Source organism: Pseudomonas sp. NFIX10 (assembly GCF_900111955.1).
In the GTDB taxonomy this organism is placed as follows: Bacteria; Pseudomonadota; Gammaproteobacteria; order Pseudomonadales; family Pseudomonadaceae; genus Aquipseudomonas; species Aquipseudomonas fluorescens_AA.
This window is the reverse complement of the sequence record NZ_FOKH01000053.1, coordinates 1-14,166: the sequence shown is the minus strand read 5'-3', so window position 1 is coordinate 14,166 and position 14,166 is coordinate 1. Positions and strand designations below refer to the sequence as shown.

15 protein-coding genes are annotated in these 14,166 nt (G+C 60.6%); 5 read left to right on the top strand and 10 right to left on the bottom strand.

Annotated features, from left to right (window positions below):
• Positions 1 to 390: 390 nt before the first annotated feature.
• The 6 genes from flgE to BM321_RS29025 all read right to left on the bottom strand — a co-directional run bounded on the left by flgE (position 391) and on the right by BM321_RS29025 (position 5,472).
• Positions 391 to 1,689, bottom strand: a complete 1,299-nt coding sequence (gene flgE / locus BM321_RS29050) for a flagellar hook protein FlgE (protein ID WP_092446434.1) — start codon at positions 1,687 to 1,689, stop codon at positions 391 to 393.
• A 28-nt stretch (positions 1,690 to 1,717) separates the two neighbouring features.
• Complete coding sequence (gene flgD / locus BM321_RS29045; RefSeq protein WP_092446432.1) at positions 1,718 to 2,440, bottom strand: flagellar hook assembly protein FlgD; 723 nt, start codon at positions 2,438 to 2,440, stop codon at positions 1,718 to 1,720.
• Positions 2,441 to 2,455: 15 nt separating this feature from the next.
• Positions 2,456 to 2,899, bottom strand: coding sequence for a flagellar basal body rod protein FlgC (gene flgC, locus BM321_RS29040; RefSeq protein WP_060741038.1), 444 nt, complete (start codon positions 2,897 to 2,899; stop codon positions 2,456 to 2,458).
• A 3-nt stretch (positions 2,900 to 2,902) separates the two neighbouring features.
• The gene (flgB, locus tag BM321_RS29035) at positions 2,903 to 3,310 is read right to left on the bottom strand and encodes a flagellar basal body rod protein FlgB (RefSeq protein ID WP_092330514.1); all 408 of its coding nucleotides are present in this window, start codon (positions 3,308 to 3,310) and stop codon (positions 2,903 to 2,905) included.
• A gap of 349 nt (positions 3,311 to 3,659) precedes the next feature.
• Positions 3,660 to 4,487, bottom strand: a complete 828-nt coding sequence (cheR, locus tag BM321_RS29030; protein WP_063324730.1) for a protein-glutamate O-methyltransferase CheR — start codon at positions 4,485 to 4,487, stop codon at positions 3,660 to 3,662.
• Positions 4,488 to 4,545: 58 nt separating this feature from the next.
• Positions 4,546 to 5,472, bottom strand: coding sequence for a chemotaxis protein CheV (locus BM321_RS29025; protein WP_060741036.1), 927 nt, complete (start codon positions 5,470 to 5,472; stop codon positions 4,546 to 4,548).
• 78 nt (positions 5,473 to 5,550) lie between these two features.
• On the opposite strand from BM321_RS29025, the gene flgA reads away from it, so the two are divergent.
• The 4 genes from flgA to BM321_RS29005 all read left to right on the top strand — a co-directional run bounded on the left by flgA (position 5,551) and on the right by BM321_RS29005 (position 8,159).
• Positions 5,551 to 6,315 (top strand): flagellar basal body P-ring formation chaperone FlgA, encoded by a 765-nt coding sequence (gene flgA / locus BM321_RS29020; RefSeq protein WP_092446430.1) that lies wholly within the window; start codon positions 5,551 to 5,553, stop codon positions 6,313 to 6,315.
• A gap of 172 nt (positions 6,316 to 6,487) precedes the next feature.
• The gene (gene flgM / locus BM321_RS29015; RefSeq protein ID WP_092446428.1) at positions 6,488 to 6,805 is read left to right on the top strand and encodes a flagellar biosynthesis anti-sigma factor FlgM; all 318 of its coding nucleotides are present in this window, start codon (positions 6,488 to 6,490) and stop codon (positions 6,803 to 6,805) included.
• Between the two features lie 47 nt (positions 6,806 to 6,852).
• Positions 6,853 to 7,320 carry a flagella synthesis protein FlgN gene (locus BM321_RS29010; RefSeq protein WP_092446426.1) on the top strand — a complete coding sequence of 156 codons (468 nt, stop codon included), beginning with the start codon at positions 6,853 to 6,855 and terminating at the stop codon, positions 7,318 to 7,320.
• Positions 7,321 to 7,412: 92 nt separating this feature from the next.
• Positions 7,413 to 8,159, top strand: coding sequence for a flagellar brake protein (locus BM321_RS29005; RefSeq protein ID WP_092330522.1), 747 nt, complete (start codon positions 7,413 to 7,415; stop codon positions 8,157 to 8,159).
• 62 nt (positions 8,160 to 8,221) lie between these two features.
• Here the strand turns inward: BM321_RS29005 and BM321_RS29000 are convergent, their stop codons facing one another.
• The 4 genes from BM321_RS29000 to BM321_RS28985 form a co-directional block, all read right to left on the bottom strand.
• Positions 8,222 to 9,583: an MFS transporter gene (locus tag BM321_RS29000; RefSeq protein ID WP_092446424.1), complete on the bottom strand. Its 1,362-nt coding sequence runs from the start codon at positions 9,581 to 9,583 to the stop codon at positions 8,222 to 8,224.
• 70 nt (positions 9,584 to 9,653) lie between these two features.
• Positions 9,654 to 10,895, bottom strand: coding sequence for a glutamine synthetase family protein (locus BM321_RS28995; protein ID WP_175534998.1), 1,242 nt, complete (start codon positions 10,893 to 10,895; stop codon positions 9,654 to 9,656).
• A gap of 340 nt (positions 10,896 to 11,235) precedes the next feature.
• On the bottom strand, positions 11,236 to 11,928 hold the full coding sequence (locus tag BM321_RS28990; RefSeq protein ID WP_092446420.1) for a sensor histidine kinase: 693 nt from the start codon (positions 11,926 to 11,928) through the stop codon (positions 11,236 to 11,238).
• Positions 11,921 to 13,528: a tetratricopeptide repeat-containing response regulator gene (locus BM321_RS28985; RefSeq protein WP_092446418.1), complete on the bottom strand. Its 1,608-nt coding sequence runs from the start codon at positions 13,526 to 13,528 to the stop codon at positions 11,921 to 11,923. Before BM321_RS28985 ends, BM321_RS28990 begins: the two co-directional genes overlap by 8 nt.
• Before the next feature lie 367 nt (positions 13,529 to 13,895).
• Between BM321_RS28985 and BM321_RS28980 the strand changes: the two genes are divergently transcribed.
• Positions 13,896 to 14,166, top strand: a 271-nt coding sequence (locus BM321_RS28980; protein WP_139230488.1) for a transposase, incomplete at its 3' end; no start/stop codon positions are given.

The window sequence follows — 14,166 nt, the reverse complement described above, 5'->3', positions numbered from 1 at the left end:
TGCGTGATAAATCACCAACTCATCTTTGGCGACATCAACACCCACGATCGGCTTTGCGACAGAAACCGGCATTGCCATTGAAAATCCTCCGGGCTAAGGTTTGAACACTTGAAGGGTTCACCCAGAGGCGCAGGCTTGTTCCTATCGTCGGTCTAGGCCAGATGCATTCTTTATCGGCGCTTGGGTGAAAGGAGGAGGGGTGAAATCTCCCACGGTCTGTACTGCGGCTAACAGTCAGAATCGAGCTTTGTCCCTCCTCCCCCCTTCAAGTCCTACCATACAAGCGAGCTTGCTCGCGATGAGGCCGGACCTGGCACGACAAAACCTGCGCCCACAAAAAAGCCCCTCTTGCGAGGGGCTCCTTGTACAGCCTTCAAGCAACCCTCGACATCAGGTCATCTGGATGATGGTCTGCATGATGGTGCTCTGGGTGGAGATGGTCTTGGCGTTCGCCTGGTAGTTGCTCTGGGCCTTGATCAGCTCGACCAGTTCGTTGGTCAGGTTGACGTTGGACTCTTCCAGGGAGTTGGAGACGATCGAGCCCAGGGTGCCAGTTTGTGGAGCGTCGTAGCCCGGGATGCCCGAGGCGAAGGTTTCCTTCCAACTGGTGCCGCCTACTGGCTGCAGGCCTTGCTCGTTGGTGAAGCTGGCGAGGGCGAGCTGGCCGATCGGCTTGGTCTGGTTGTTGCTGAAGTTGGCCAACAGTACACCGCTGCCATCGATGGTCAGGTTGGTGATCTGGCCTGTGGCGTAACCGTTCTGGGTCGGGATCGACCGTGCGGTGTCGGCATTGAACTGGGTCGTGTTGCCCATGGAGATCGTGATGGTTGGCGCACTCGCGGCGCCGTTGGCGGTCCATACGCCGTTGGTCACGGTGCCCGGAACCCAACCGGTCAGTACCAGATCACTATTGACCGTCGCTGGCGGAGTGGTGACCGTGGTCAGCTTGCCGCTCGAATCGAAGTTCATGGTCGAAGGGATCGGCGCAGTCGCACCGGTCGTCGTCGGCAAGCTGCCATCCAGGTTGCGACCGTCAATCAGCGTATAGACATTCCAGGTGTTACCGGAGGTCTTGACCATGTACTGGTCCATGGAATGCTGGTTGCCCTGGGTGTCGTAGACCGGGGTGGTGAACTGCTTGGTGAACGTAGCGGTGTCGTTCGGATTGAACGCCGCAGTGATCGGCGTGGCCGTCGAGTTCAAATTGATCGTCGAGGACACCAGGCTGGTGGCAGTCGGCGGCAGGTTGGAGGTGTCGATACGCAGGTCGGTCAGGATACCGTTCTGGATCTTGCCGTTGGCGTCCACACCGTAGCCCTGAAGGCGCGAAGTACCGTCAGTGTTGGTGATGAAACCTTCCTTGTCGGTCTTGAACGTACCGGCACGGGTGTAGCTCAGGGAACCGTCGTTGCTCAGGACAAAGAAGCCCTGGCCCTGGATGCCCATGTCCAGCACGTTGCCGGTGTTGTTCACGTCACCCTGGCCGAACTGTTGGGAAACGTTGGCCAGGCGCACACCGTTGCCGACGGTCTTGCTGCCCGAGCCCAGCCTGGTGGCCGAGTAGACGTCTTCGAATTCCGCGCGGGACGATTTGAAACCGGTGGTCGCCACGTTGGCGATGTTGTTGCCGGTCACGTCCAGCTGTTTGTTGGCTGCATAGAGACCGCTAAGGCCGATGTTAAAAGACATGTTGACTCCTTTTGCCGGTTAGTCGGCTCTACATACCAATAGTTTGTACTTTGGACAGGGCAATGCTGCCCAGCCCGGCCAGGTTGAGCATCAGCTCGCCGCCTGTCTGGCTGATGGTCACGCTGCTGACCGTGGCCGGCAGGTTGGTGATCAGCGAGGTGGCCTTGCCGTCGATGGTGGTCGAAGCCGCGAACGTGTAAGTGCCCGATTCAACGACCGTGCCCGCATCGTTCTTGCCGTCCCAGATAAAGGCGGAGTTGCCGGCGTTCTGGCTGCCCAGGTCGATGGTGCGAACGGTCTTGCCGTCCTTGTCCACGATCTTGACCGCGACAGAGGACACCGATGCCGGTACCACCACCGTACCGTTGAGGCTCTTGGAGGTATCGACCACAGCCTTGTCACCCGGGGCAATGACCGAGCGGCCCACCAGCGACGAGGCCTGCAAGGCCTGGGACGAGTTGTAGTTGCCGGCGATGCCGCTCACCGTCTCGTTGAGGGTGGTGATGCCTTCCAGGCTGCTGAACTGCGCCAACTGGGCAACGAATTCGCCGTTGTCCTGGGGCTCCAGCGGGTTCTGGTTCTTCAGTTGGGTAACGAGCAGTTGCAGGAACGCATCCTTGCCCAGTTCCTGGTTGCCGGTCGCCGCCTTGGCCGCGCCCCCGAGACCATCGGAGGTGTTGTTGGTCTTGACCGAGGAGTTGGCCAGAATCTCGTTGAGGCTCAAACCGCTTGTAGTGTTGGTAACGCTCATGTGACTCGCCCCTTATCACTGACCGAGGGTCAGGACCTTCTGCATCATGGCTTTGGCGGTGTTCATCATTTCGGCGTTGGTCTGGAACGAACGACTGGCGGAAATCATGTCGGCCATTTCTTCGACGACGTTGACGTTCGGGTAGTAGACATAACCCTTGGCGTCCGCGGCCGGATGGTTTGGCTCATAACGTGCTTCGAGGTTGCTCTGGTCCTCGACCACGCCAAGCACCTGCACGCCCTGCCCGGCCGCTTCCTGGTCCTGGAACAGCGAGTCGCTGCCGCCGGACTGGCCGCCCTGGAACATGGTGGCGAACACCGGGTGGCGGGCGCGGTAGGTCTGGTCGATGCTCGACGAAACGGTCTCGGCGTTGGCGATGTTACTGGCGACGGTGTTCAGGCGAGTGGTCTGGGCACTCATGGCACTGCCGGCAATGTTGAATACGCTAGCAATCGACATGGCTTACTCTCCGCGCAGGGCCGATATCAGCCCTTTGAACTTACTGTTGAGCAGGGTGAAGCTGGCCTGGAAGTTCACGGAGTTTTCCGCGTAGTTGGACTGTTCCAGTTGAGCGTCCACGGTGTTCTGGTCGATCGACGGTTGCATCGGCGTGCGATACATCAGCGACTCGTCGCCATTGCCCAGGCCTTCGGCTTCGATATGACGGCTGTTGGTCATGTTCAAGGCGAAGTGGCCGTTCTTGGTCTTATCGTTCTGCTCGGCGAGCACCTTGGAAAAGTCCAGGTCCCGCGCCTTGTAGTTCGGGGTGTCGGCGTTGGCGATGTTGTTGGCCAGGACTTCGGCACGCTGGGCGCGGAAGCTCAGGGCCTGTTCGTGGATACCGAGCGCTTTATCGAAGCTGATGCTCATGTCGGAAACCTTTGGGTGACCAGAATGTACGTACGACGGCTAAAGCAAGCGCCGTGCCATTTCCAAAAACCCCATAAACCGGGGCTTTGCGGGCACCGGCAAAGCGGCAATGCCAGAAAAGCGGCAACGGGTTTCCGCTTACCTGCCGCTTTTCTGCCGCTTTCATCAGGCGGCGCGAGTCAAAAATGTGGGAGCGAGCTTGCTCGCGATGGCGGTCTGTCAGCGACATGGATTTTGGATGTGCCACCGCTATCGCGAGCAAGCTCGCTCCCACAGGGGATGGTGCCGGCGGCAGGCAAAAAAAAGGGAGCCCCTTGGGACTCCCGCTTTTTTTGACAACCCAAGCCAATCACTTCGCCTGGTAGATGATCCCCGGGCTGCACTGGACCATCTGGTAATGATCCGGCAAACCGTTCAGCGCTTCGGAGGCGCCAAGGAACAGGTAGCCGCCTGGCTTGAGCGTGCCGTGGATGCGCAGCAGGATGTCTTTCTTCACTTCGGCGGAGAAGTAGATCAGCACGTTGCGGCAAAACACGATGTCGAACTTGCCCAGGCTGGCGTAGCTGTCCAGCAGGTTGAACGAGCGGAACTCCACCCGGCTCTTGATCGGTGCCTTGACCACCCACTTGCCCGGCCCTTTCGGGTCGAAGTAGCGTTGCAGCCGGTCCGGCGACAAACCACGGCCGATGGCCAGGCTGTCGTACTCGCCGGTCTTGCAGTTATTGAGCATGGTCCCGGACAGGTCGGTGGCGACGATCTGCACGCCGCCTTTCAACTGGCCCAGGTTGGAGCGCTCGAACTCATCGATGGACATCGACAGCGAATAGGGTTCCTGCCCCGACGAGCAGGCCGCCGACCAGATCCGCAGGCGCTGGCCCGGGCTGGCCTTGATGGCGGCCGGCAGCACTTTGTTCTTCAGCACTTCGAACGGATAGGTGTCACGAAACCACAGGGTTTCGTTGGTGGTCATGGCGTCCACCACCATCTCGCGCAAGCCGCTGCGCGGTTGGGTCTGGATACGCTGCACAAGCTCGCCCAATGACTTGAGGCCCTGTTGCTCCATCAATTTATTGAGACGGCTCGACACCAGGTATTGCTTGTTTTCACCAAGCAAGATGCCACAGGCTTTTTCCAGGAAGACCCGGAACTGTTCGAAATCCAAATTACCCGTAGACAAGATACCGCCTCTTTCATCGTGTTGACTTGCCGGGCGCACAACGCGCCCGACCTTTACTTTATTCTGCTGCCTTGATCCGATCGACGACCCGGGACGCCAGGTCATCGGGACGGAATTTCGCCAGGAAATCGTCGGCACCGACCTTCTTGACCATCGCCTGGTTGAAAACCCCGGACAACGAAGTATGCAAGATGATGTGCAGCTTTTGCATGCGCGGATCGCTGCGGATTTCCGAGGTCAGGGTGTACCCGTCCATCTCCGGCATCTCGATGTCGGAGATCATCATCAGGAACTCCTCTTCGGGCTTCTTGCCCTCGTCGACCAGCGCACGCAGGTAATCCAGCGCCTGCCGCCCATCGTTCAACGCCACCACTTCCACACCGACCGTTTGCAGGCAACGGGTCACCTGCTTACGTGCCACCGACGAATCGTCGACAGTCAGGACCCGCAGCGAAATCGCCTTGTGCTGGGTCTCGGCGTCCACCACACCCGCGGAAATCGCCTCCGGCGTGGGGGCCACTTCGGCGAGGATCTTCTCCACGTCGATGATTTCCACCAACTGGTTGTCGACCCGGGTCACAGCCGTCAGGTAGTGATCGCGGCCGGTGCCCTTGGGCGGCGGATGGATCTCCTCCCAGTTCATGTTGACGATGCGCTCCACCGAGCGCACCAGGAACCCCTGGGTCTTGGTGTTGTACTCGGTGATGATCACGAACGGATTGCTCTGGTCCAGCAACCGACCGGAACCGGTCGCCATCGCCAGGTCGAGAATCGGGATGGTCGCCCCCCGGATATTGGCCACACCGCACACGACGGGGCTGGACTTGGGCATCAGGGTCAGCTTGGGGCATTGCAGCACCTCGCGGACCTTGAATACGTTGATCCCATACATTTGTTGGCCGTCGAGACGGAACAACAACAGCTCCAGGCGATTCTGACCGACCAGCTGAGTGCGCTGGTTCACCGAATCCATTACTCCCGCCATGCCCTGACTCCTACCTAACGCTAATGTGTCCGACGCGCATTCATCACTAAACGGCACGGGGCTTGCTATTGAACCGGCATGAACGCACAAACGACATTTTCTCGACGCCTGACCACTCACTGCCGCCACTGGCTCGGTGCACTGCTGGCTGCCTGCCTGTTCGCTTCGGGCGGTCCTGCCCTTGCGGCGGCTCCGGTTACCTTGCCTGATCTCCTTATCGGCGTCACTCAGGGCTTTCTTGAATTCACCGTAGAAGACTACCTGGCAACCAGTCAAACCGAAGGCCGTTACGAGATCGAAGTCAATCAGCTCGACCCGCGCTTGCGCATGCCCATGTGTGACAAGGAATTGACTGCTTCGCTGGAGAGCCCGGCCCGCCCCCTGGGCCGTGTCACGGTGAAGGTTCGTTGCGACAGCGCCGCGCCCTGGACGGTGTTCGTGCCCGCTCAAGTGCGCCTGTTCCGGGAAATCGTCACCACCACGCGTCCGCTCAAGCGGGCCGGGATCGTCGAGCCCCAGGACGTGATGTTGCGCGAACGGGACGTCAGCCAGATCACCCAAGGCTTCCTGACCTCTGTCGATCAGGCCATCGGGCAGAAGCTTGTCCGACCAATGGTCGCCGATCAGGTCGTGACGCTGGTGCACCTGGAACAGGCCGAGGTGGTCCGCAAGGGCGACCAGGTGGTCATCACCGCCCGCAGCGGCTCACTGGCCGTGCGGATGCCCGGCGAGGCCCTGTCCAACGGCGGCATGCGTGAACAGATACGGGTAAAAAACCTTAATTCCCAGCGCGTCATCAAGGCGCAAGTGATGGCTCCAGGCCAAGTGGAAGTGGCGATGTAATGACCCGGTAGAGGAGGTAGAAAGCTGGCGCTTGATCCCGGTGTTCCCTAGACTGTGCCTTACGCAAAGGCAAGCGCAGACGTGCGCACGTTCATTGAATAAATGAGCCTAAAGTTTTTTTGGGAATGGCCGAAAACATGGCAAGCGTCCAAATACCCAGAGGTTTTTTACCATGGTCATCGATTTCAATCGTTTAAACAGCTCTTCACCGCTGACAGGCACTACGCGTACCGGCGCCACCAAGGAAACCGTCGAATCCGACAAATCCGCGCCGGTGTCCACGCCAGCCGAAAAGGTCGGCAACGGGGAGTCGGTACACCTCAGCAATGAGGCTCAGCAGTTGCAGAAGCTCACTGACAAGCTGCGCGATCAACCTGTCGTCGACAACGCCCGCGTGGCCGAGTTGAAAGCAGCCATCGCCGATGGCAGCTACAAAGTCGACAGCAACCGCGTAGCCAGCAAACTGCTCAACTTCGAAGCCCAGCGCTAGGCCGCCGCCTGCGCCAGGCTTTTGGACGCTAAGACCCAAGGCCAGCCATGCACGACACTCATTTATTGCAACTGATCATCGACGACTTCGTTCCAGCGCAACAACTGCTGGAGCTATTGCAGGCCGAATCCGTGGCACTGCACGGTCGTGACATGCCTTTGCTGGAAATCATCCTGGCGCAGAAACAGGCACTGATCATCTTGCTCGACCAGCATGGCCGCAAGCGCAGCGAGATCCTCGCCAGCCTCAACCTGCCCGCCAGTCATGACGGCCTTGAGCAGTTGGCCGCCCAGTCGACCCTCGGCGATCAACTGCGGTCCCAGAGCAAAGTGCTCAACGACCTGCTCGCCCAATGCCAGGCAACCAACGCCCGCAACGGCCAGTCGATCCTGATGCAGCAGGCCGCCACCGCCAACCAGTTGCGCATTCTCAACGGTGGCGAGATCCCGACGCTGTATGACGCCAGCGGTTCGACGGCCAGAATGGTCAAGCACCGCCCGCTCAGCCAGGCATGAAACGAACAATGCCTTCGCTCTATCAACGCGCGATACATGCTGGCAAAATGCCGGCCATTCGTAGTCGTATTTTGCCTGGAGATTGACCCACCGTGTTCAATGCCTCAAACGCGGATGACGCTCCGCAGCCCCCCAAGGTCCTCACCACGCCCCTGGAAATTTCTGGCAACCTGCGGATGCTGCAAGATAGCCATGACCCGCTGATCATTACCTTCCATGAACGTACCCAGCGCTTCCAGAGCTATCTGGTCGATGTCGATCGCGAGACCAACTCCATCGCCCTGGATGAAATGATTCCCCGGGACGGCGAGCGTTTCCTGCTGGCTGGCGAGCCGTTTCGCGTCGAAGGTTTCCATGACGGCGTGCGCATCGCCTGGGATGGCAAGGGCCCACTGACCATCGACGAATCCAGCGACGGTCGCTGCTATCGCGGCGCCCTGCCCGACGAAGTGGTCTACCACCAGCGTCGCAACGCTTTCCGCGCCGCCCTGAAACTGGCCCAACTGGTGAGCGTTGAACTGGGCGGCGACAAGCTCAAGTCCCCCGTGGACGGCAAGCTGCTGGACATCTCCGCCACCGGTTGCAAGTTGCGCTTTGACGGCGACATCACCCAACGCCTGCAATTGGGCCAGGTGTACGAACGCTTCATCGCGGCCCTGCCGTTTGGCAACATGATCGCCCCGGTCGAGCTGCGTTACCTGCATTTCGAAGAAAGATTCAACACCACGTTCGCTGGCGTACGCTTCCACAACATCAGCGGCCTGGTGCAACGGCAGGTCGAGCGGTTCGTCTACCAGCTCCAGCGTGAAGCCCGACGCTTCGATAAAGACGACCTCTGATCGTCCAGCCATGAAAAACGGGCAGTCCCTTGCGGTGACTGCCCGTTTTTTTCATGCCCGTTTCAAGGCCTGGCCTGGGTAAAGCTGGGGGGCTCAGGTGCCTCGGCGTCAACTTCAGCCACGGTCTCAGGGGCGGGCTCGGGCTCCACCTCCGGGCTGGCCGGTGCCTGCATCTGCTCCTGCACCACTTGTTCATCCACCCGCGGATCGAGGCACGCCACCAGAGGCGAACTCGACATGCTGTCCGGCATCGCCACGTGATGCAGCGGTGCGTCATCGACCTGATGCAGGTTGGTCACCGCTTTCGGCCGGATCCGCCACACCAGCACCAGGGCGAAGAAGGCGAAAAAGCCGTAGAGCATCTGGCTACCGAACATCTTCATCAGCACACCCGCCACCAGCGGCCCGATACTGGCGCCAACGCCATAGGTCACCAATAGCATCGCGGTCAGGGACACCCTTCGATCCGCTTCGACGTGGTCGTTGGAAAACGCCACCGCCAGTGGATACAGACAGAACTGCACCAGCGAACAGAAGAACCCGGCGACGAACAGCACCTCCAGCGGCACCGCCGGAAAGATCGCCAACGGCAGCGCACAAATGGCCAGGACCAGCGCAAAGCAGCGGATCAGCAGCGCCCGGTCGTAACGGTCAGAGAGCCAGCCCAGCGGCCACTGCACCAACAATCCGGCAAAGATGCAGCTCCCCATGAACAGACCGACCTGCTCGGTCGACAGGCCCTGCTGGGAGGCGTACAGCGGCGCCAAACCATAGAACGAGCCGACGATCAGCCCCGAACCCAACACCGTGCTCAACGACTGCGGCACACGCTTGATGAAGAAACGCGGCTCCATGGGCGCCGGGTGCAGCGCCGCCGGGTGAATTCGCCGGGTCAGCGTTACCGGCACCAAACACAGGGCGAAGCACAGCGCCACCAGCATCAGCAGCTCCAGGCCCAAGGCCGGGTGCATGACCAGGATCAACTGCCCCAGCACCAGCCCCAGGTACGAGGCGATCATGTAGCCGCTGAACACCACCCCGCGCTGCTTGGCATCGGCCTGCTCATTGAGCCAGCTCTCGATGACCATGTACTGGCACATCATGCCCAGGCCAACAATCATCCGCAGCACGACCCACGCCGGCAGCCAGTCCACCAGGCCATGGCCCAGCACCGCCGCCCCGACGATCCCGGCGCAGGCCGAATAGGCGCGGATGTGCCCGACGCGGGCGATCAGCCGGTGGCCGATCTTGCCCCCCAGCACCAGGCCGAAATAGTTGGCGGCCATCAGCGCACCGACCCAGAGGCTGTCCACATGGTCGGCGGCCAGGCGCAAGGCCAGGTAAGTACTCAAGAGGCCCGAGCCGATCAACATCATCAGCGAGGCGAAATAAAGCGCTCGAAAAGGTTTCCAGATTTGGCGCATCGGCGTTCCGAGCGGCTCCTTGAGGTGAGTAAGGGCTATCCGTTGAAGATAGCCCGGATGCAGCGGTTCTTTATGCCTGGGCCGCCAGGACACGTCGCTCCCAGGGGGTGATTTCATCGAAGAAGCTGGTCAGCTCCAGGGTCTTGGAAGCGATGTAGCCTTCGATGAACTCCGTGCCAAACAGTTCCTTCGCCAGATGACTACGCTTCAGACGCTCCAGGGCGGCATGCAAGGTACAAGGTAGCGACAGATTATCCGGCACTTCGAATTCACCCTGGATCGCCGCGCTCGGCTCCAGGCGCTGTTCGATCCCGTACAACCCGGCGGCCAGGCTGGCGGCAATCGCCAGGTAGGGGTTGGCATCGGCCCCGGGCAAGCGGTTCTCGACCCGGCGGGCCACTGGCGAACTGGCGGGAATCCGCAGCCCGGCCGAACGATTGTCGTGGGACCAACAGGCATTGTTCGGTGAGGCGAACGGATGGCACAGCCGCTGGTAGGAATTCACGTTCGGCGCAAACAACGCGGTGAAGTCCGCCAGGCAAGCCTGTTGCCCTCCGATGAAGTGCCGGAACGCGGCCGTCGGTTCACCCGCTTCGTCGCTGAAGACGTTGCGGCCGCTGTTCGCCTCGACGACGCTCTGGTGGATATGCATCGAACTGCCCGGCGTATGGGTCAGGGGCTTGGCCATGCAGACCACGGTCAGGCCATGCTTGAGGGCCACTTCCTTGAGCAGGTGCTTGAACAGGAAAGTCTGGTCGGCCAGCAGCAGCGGGTCGCCGTGCAACAGATTGATCTCGAACTGGCTCACGCCCATTTCATGCATGAAGGTGTCGCGCGGCAAGCCCAGCGCCGCCATGCAGGCATAGACCTCGCTGAAGAACGGGCGCAGGCCATTGTTGGAACTGACGCTGAACGCCGAGTGGCCGTCTTCGCGACGTCCATCCAGGCCCATCGGCGGCTGGAACGGCTGGGTCGGGTCCGGGTTGGGAGCGAATACGAAAAATTCCAGCTCGGTCGCCACCACCGGCGCCAGGCCAAGGGCGGCATAGCGCGCGACAACGGCCTTGAGCTGGCCGCGCGTCGAGAGCCGAGAGCTTTCACCGGTCAGTTCGTCGGCGTCGCAGATGGCCAGGGCCCGGGGCTGTTGGCTCCAGGGCAGGCGGTGGATCTGTTTCGGGTCGGCCACCAGCGCCAGGTCGCCGTCGTCGCTGCCATAGAAACGCGACGGCGGATAGCCACCCATGATGCATTGCAGCAGCACGCCCCGCGCCAACTGCAACCGCCGGCCTTCGAGGAAACCTTCGGCGGTCATCACCTTGCCTCGCGGCACGCCATTCAAATCCGGCGTGACACATTCAATCTCATCAATGCCCGTCAGTCGCTGCGCGAGTGAACGCTGGCCATCGGTCGTCATGACGCAATCCTTGTTATGTGCGAGCCGCGAACGGCAACCCGTACAAAATAGGCTCCGGCTGTTCGGAATATCAAGCACCCTGAGACAATTAAAATCTTATGCGATACGACTGTGGGAGCGAGCTTGCTCGCGATAGCGTCGGCCCAGCCAATATTGAGTTGGCTGATACACCGCTATCGCGAGCAAGCTCGCTCCCACAGGGGATTTGTGTTGCCAGGGACACTCATGGAGGGCCTGTTCAGGGCAAGTAAAGCCGGAACACCCCACCGCCCAACACACCGCCATTGGCGATCTCGGTCCGCCCGCTCACACCGCCGCGCTGGTGCAGCCCGGCGATTCGCGCGGCGAAGTACAGGCCCAGCCCGGTGCTGCCGCTGCTGTGGTTGATGCCCTGCACATACTCGGCCTGACGTTCGATCATCTCTGGCGGGTAACCTTCGCCGTCGTCATTGATGGTCAGCACCAGTTGCCCGGCTTCGTCACTCACACTGATCAGCAGCGCCTGGCGCGCATGGCGAATGGCGTTGTTGATGCAGTTGTCGAGCACCGAGGCCACCAGCTCGCGGTCGAAAAAGCCCAAGGGGCTGAGGGGATCGACATCGTAGGTGGCCATGATTCCGCGGCTGCGGAACACATCCTGATGGCCGGCCAGTTGCGCCTCGATGAAATCGTCCAGCTCGTGGTAGGCCGGGTGCAACGGCAACTGGTTGACGCCGAGCTTGTACAGCCCCAGCAACTGCACCATGAGGCCATTGAGGTGGGCGAACTCGAACTCGATGACGCCCTGCTCCGACGTCTGTCGCTCGGATTCGGGCTGGCGTTCGAGCCATTGCCCATGTGCCTGCATGAGCAAGGTCAGGGAGTTTTTCATGTCGTGCACGGTCGACGCGATCACCGTGGAAAAATCGAGGGCCTGTTCGCTGTCATTCATCGCCAAATGCCTTGCTTCGCAGTTTTTGATAACGCGCAAAACGCGCATCGGAGTCGGGCATCATGCCCACCAGTTTCAGGCAGTCGCGGCACTCCTGCAGCAGCTCCGAGTCCACGCTGGTGTCGGTGCCATGCAGCAGCGATTGCGCCATGTTCAGGGCAATACTGATGTTCTTCGGTTGCATCTTCAGCGCGCGGCGGAACAGCTCCCGCGCCTCAGGCAATGCGCCGGTCTTGTAGACCCGCACGCCTTCGCGGTTCAGCTCGGCGGCGGCATTGCCTTGATTGAGGATGTTCGGGTCATCGGTGAGCTTGGCGATACCTTGCATCACCGCCGGATCATCACCGTAGATTTCCGCGCAGTTCTTGAGCATCGACTCGCCCGCGCTGGTCTGGCCGAGCATCTGCAACTGCTTGGCGACCAGCAACGCGGCTTCGGCGCTCATGAACTGTTCCATCCCATCGAGGCGCTGCAAGGCCTGCTCGGTGAGCTTCTCGGCGGTTTCGGCATCGTTGAGCAACAGGCTGGTGGCCTTCATCAGCCGCGCCCGGACCTGCAACCCCGGGTCGTTGAGGTTCTCCTTCGCCACGGCGCTGAGGGTGGTGTTGATCTCCAGCCGGGTGCGGGTATCGAGGCCTTTTTCGCTGCCCTTGCTGATCAGCGCATGGGCCAGGCCCAGATTGGTCTCCGGGTCCTTGAAGCGCGATTGCGCGCCCTGCCCGACCGCCTGGCGATAAGCCCTGGACGCGGTGTCATAGTCTTCGTTGGTCATTGCCAGCTTGCCCAACAGCGCCTGCCGACGGACCGCCAGCGGCGACAGGCGAACCGCTTCTTCCAGCACACTCTGGGCCTGTTTGGTGTCGCCTTCGGTCACCAGCACCTCGGCCATGCCGTCGTATAAGGCTGGCATCATAGGGAAGGTTTTCAAGGCCTTTTCATAGACCTCCTTGGCCTGCCCCACCTGACCGCGCTTGAACAGCAACTTGCCCAGGCCCGCATAGGCCCAAGGCAATGGACGATCCGCCAGGATGGAGTTGTACAGCCGCTCCAGGGCCTCGTTCTGATTCAGGTCACGCAACGCATCGGCCCGATAACGCAGGCACAACGGCCCGTAGCGCGGGTCCTGCTTGCACAAGGCGATGCAGGCATTGAGCACTTCCATCGGCTTGCCACGATCGAGGGCCTGCAGGATCGGCTTGAGCAGGGTCTTGCGCTGCTCGAGCCGCTCCAGCCGCTGGGCCAGGCCGGAGCGGTTGAACGGCTTGGTCAGGTACGCATCCGGCTCATGCTCCAGGGCACTGAGCACCATCGCCTGGCTGGTCTCGGCGGTCACCATGAGGAACACACTTTCATGGCTGATCAGCTTCTCGACCATCAGGTCTTCCAGCACCTGCTGGCCATTCTTGCGCCCATCGCCCAGGTGATAGTCCTGCAAGATGAAGTCATAACGCTTCTGCGAGCACATGCGCAGCGCCACTTCACCGGTGTCGGCGGTGTCCACATCCTTGACGCCCAGCTCACGCAGCATGGACCGGATCGAACTGCGGAAATCCGAGAAATCATCGACGATCAGAAAACTTTTTTGGTGGTACGCCAGCATCGAGGATGTCCAGGCAAGTAAGAAAATAACCCAATGGCATAACAACGAAACGCCGTGTCACAACCCCGAGGCGCGCAGATGATAGCCACCAGCCAGCAACGTTCAAGGGATTTCAGTAATCGCTTGGTCTGGCTGTGTCGTGACGCACATTGCGAGCCAAACGCAGGAGACAACCGGGCTCATCGGGTTATCGGCAGCAGATGGCGTTCCGTTAAGGGGAAGGTGTGGGAGAAACCGAGTGCAGAGAATCAGACCGTGGCGAGGGAGCTTGCTCCCGCTGGGCCGCGCAGCGGACCCGTTTTTTGGCGACTGCTGGGGAGTGTCAGAAATTTTGTGTTCGGGCATAACATGAGTAAGAGGTGCATGTATGCCAACCAAAAAGAAACCCCTGCGTGACCTGCCCAAAATCCCCAAAGAGCTGCTTGAGCAGTTTGGTGAGGGGCTGATGACAGCGGAAGCCATCGAGGACGCCTCGGCAGCGTTCAAGAAGGCCCTGATTGAACGAGCCTTGACCGCTGAACTCGGCCACCACTTGGGCTATCCCCCGGGCGCGCAGCGCCCGGAGGATGAAACTAATCAGCGCAATGGCAAGAGTGGAAAAACCGTTTTGACCGGAGATGGTCCGCTGCGGCTGGATA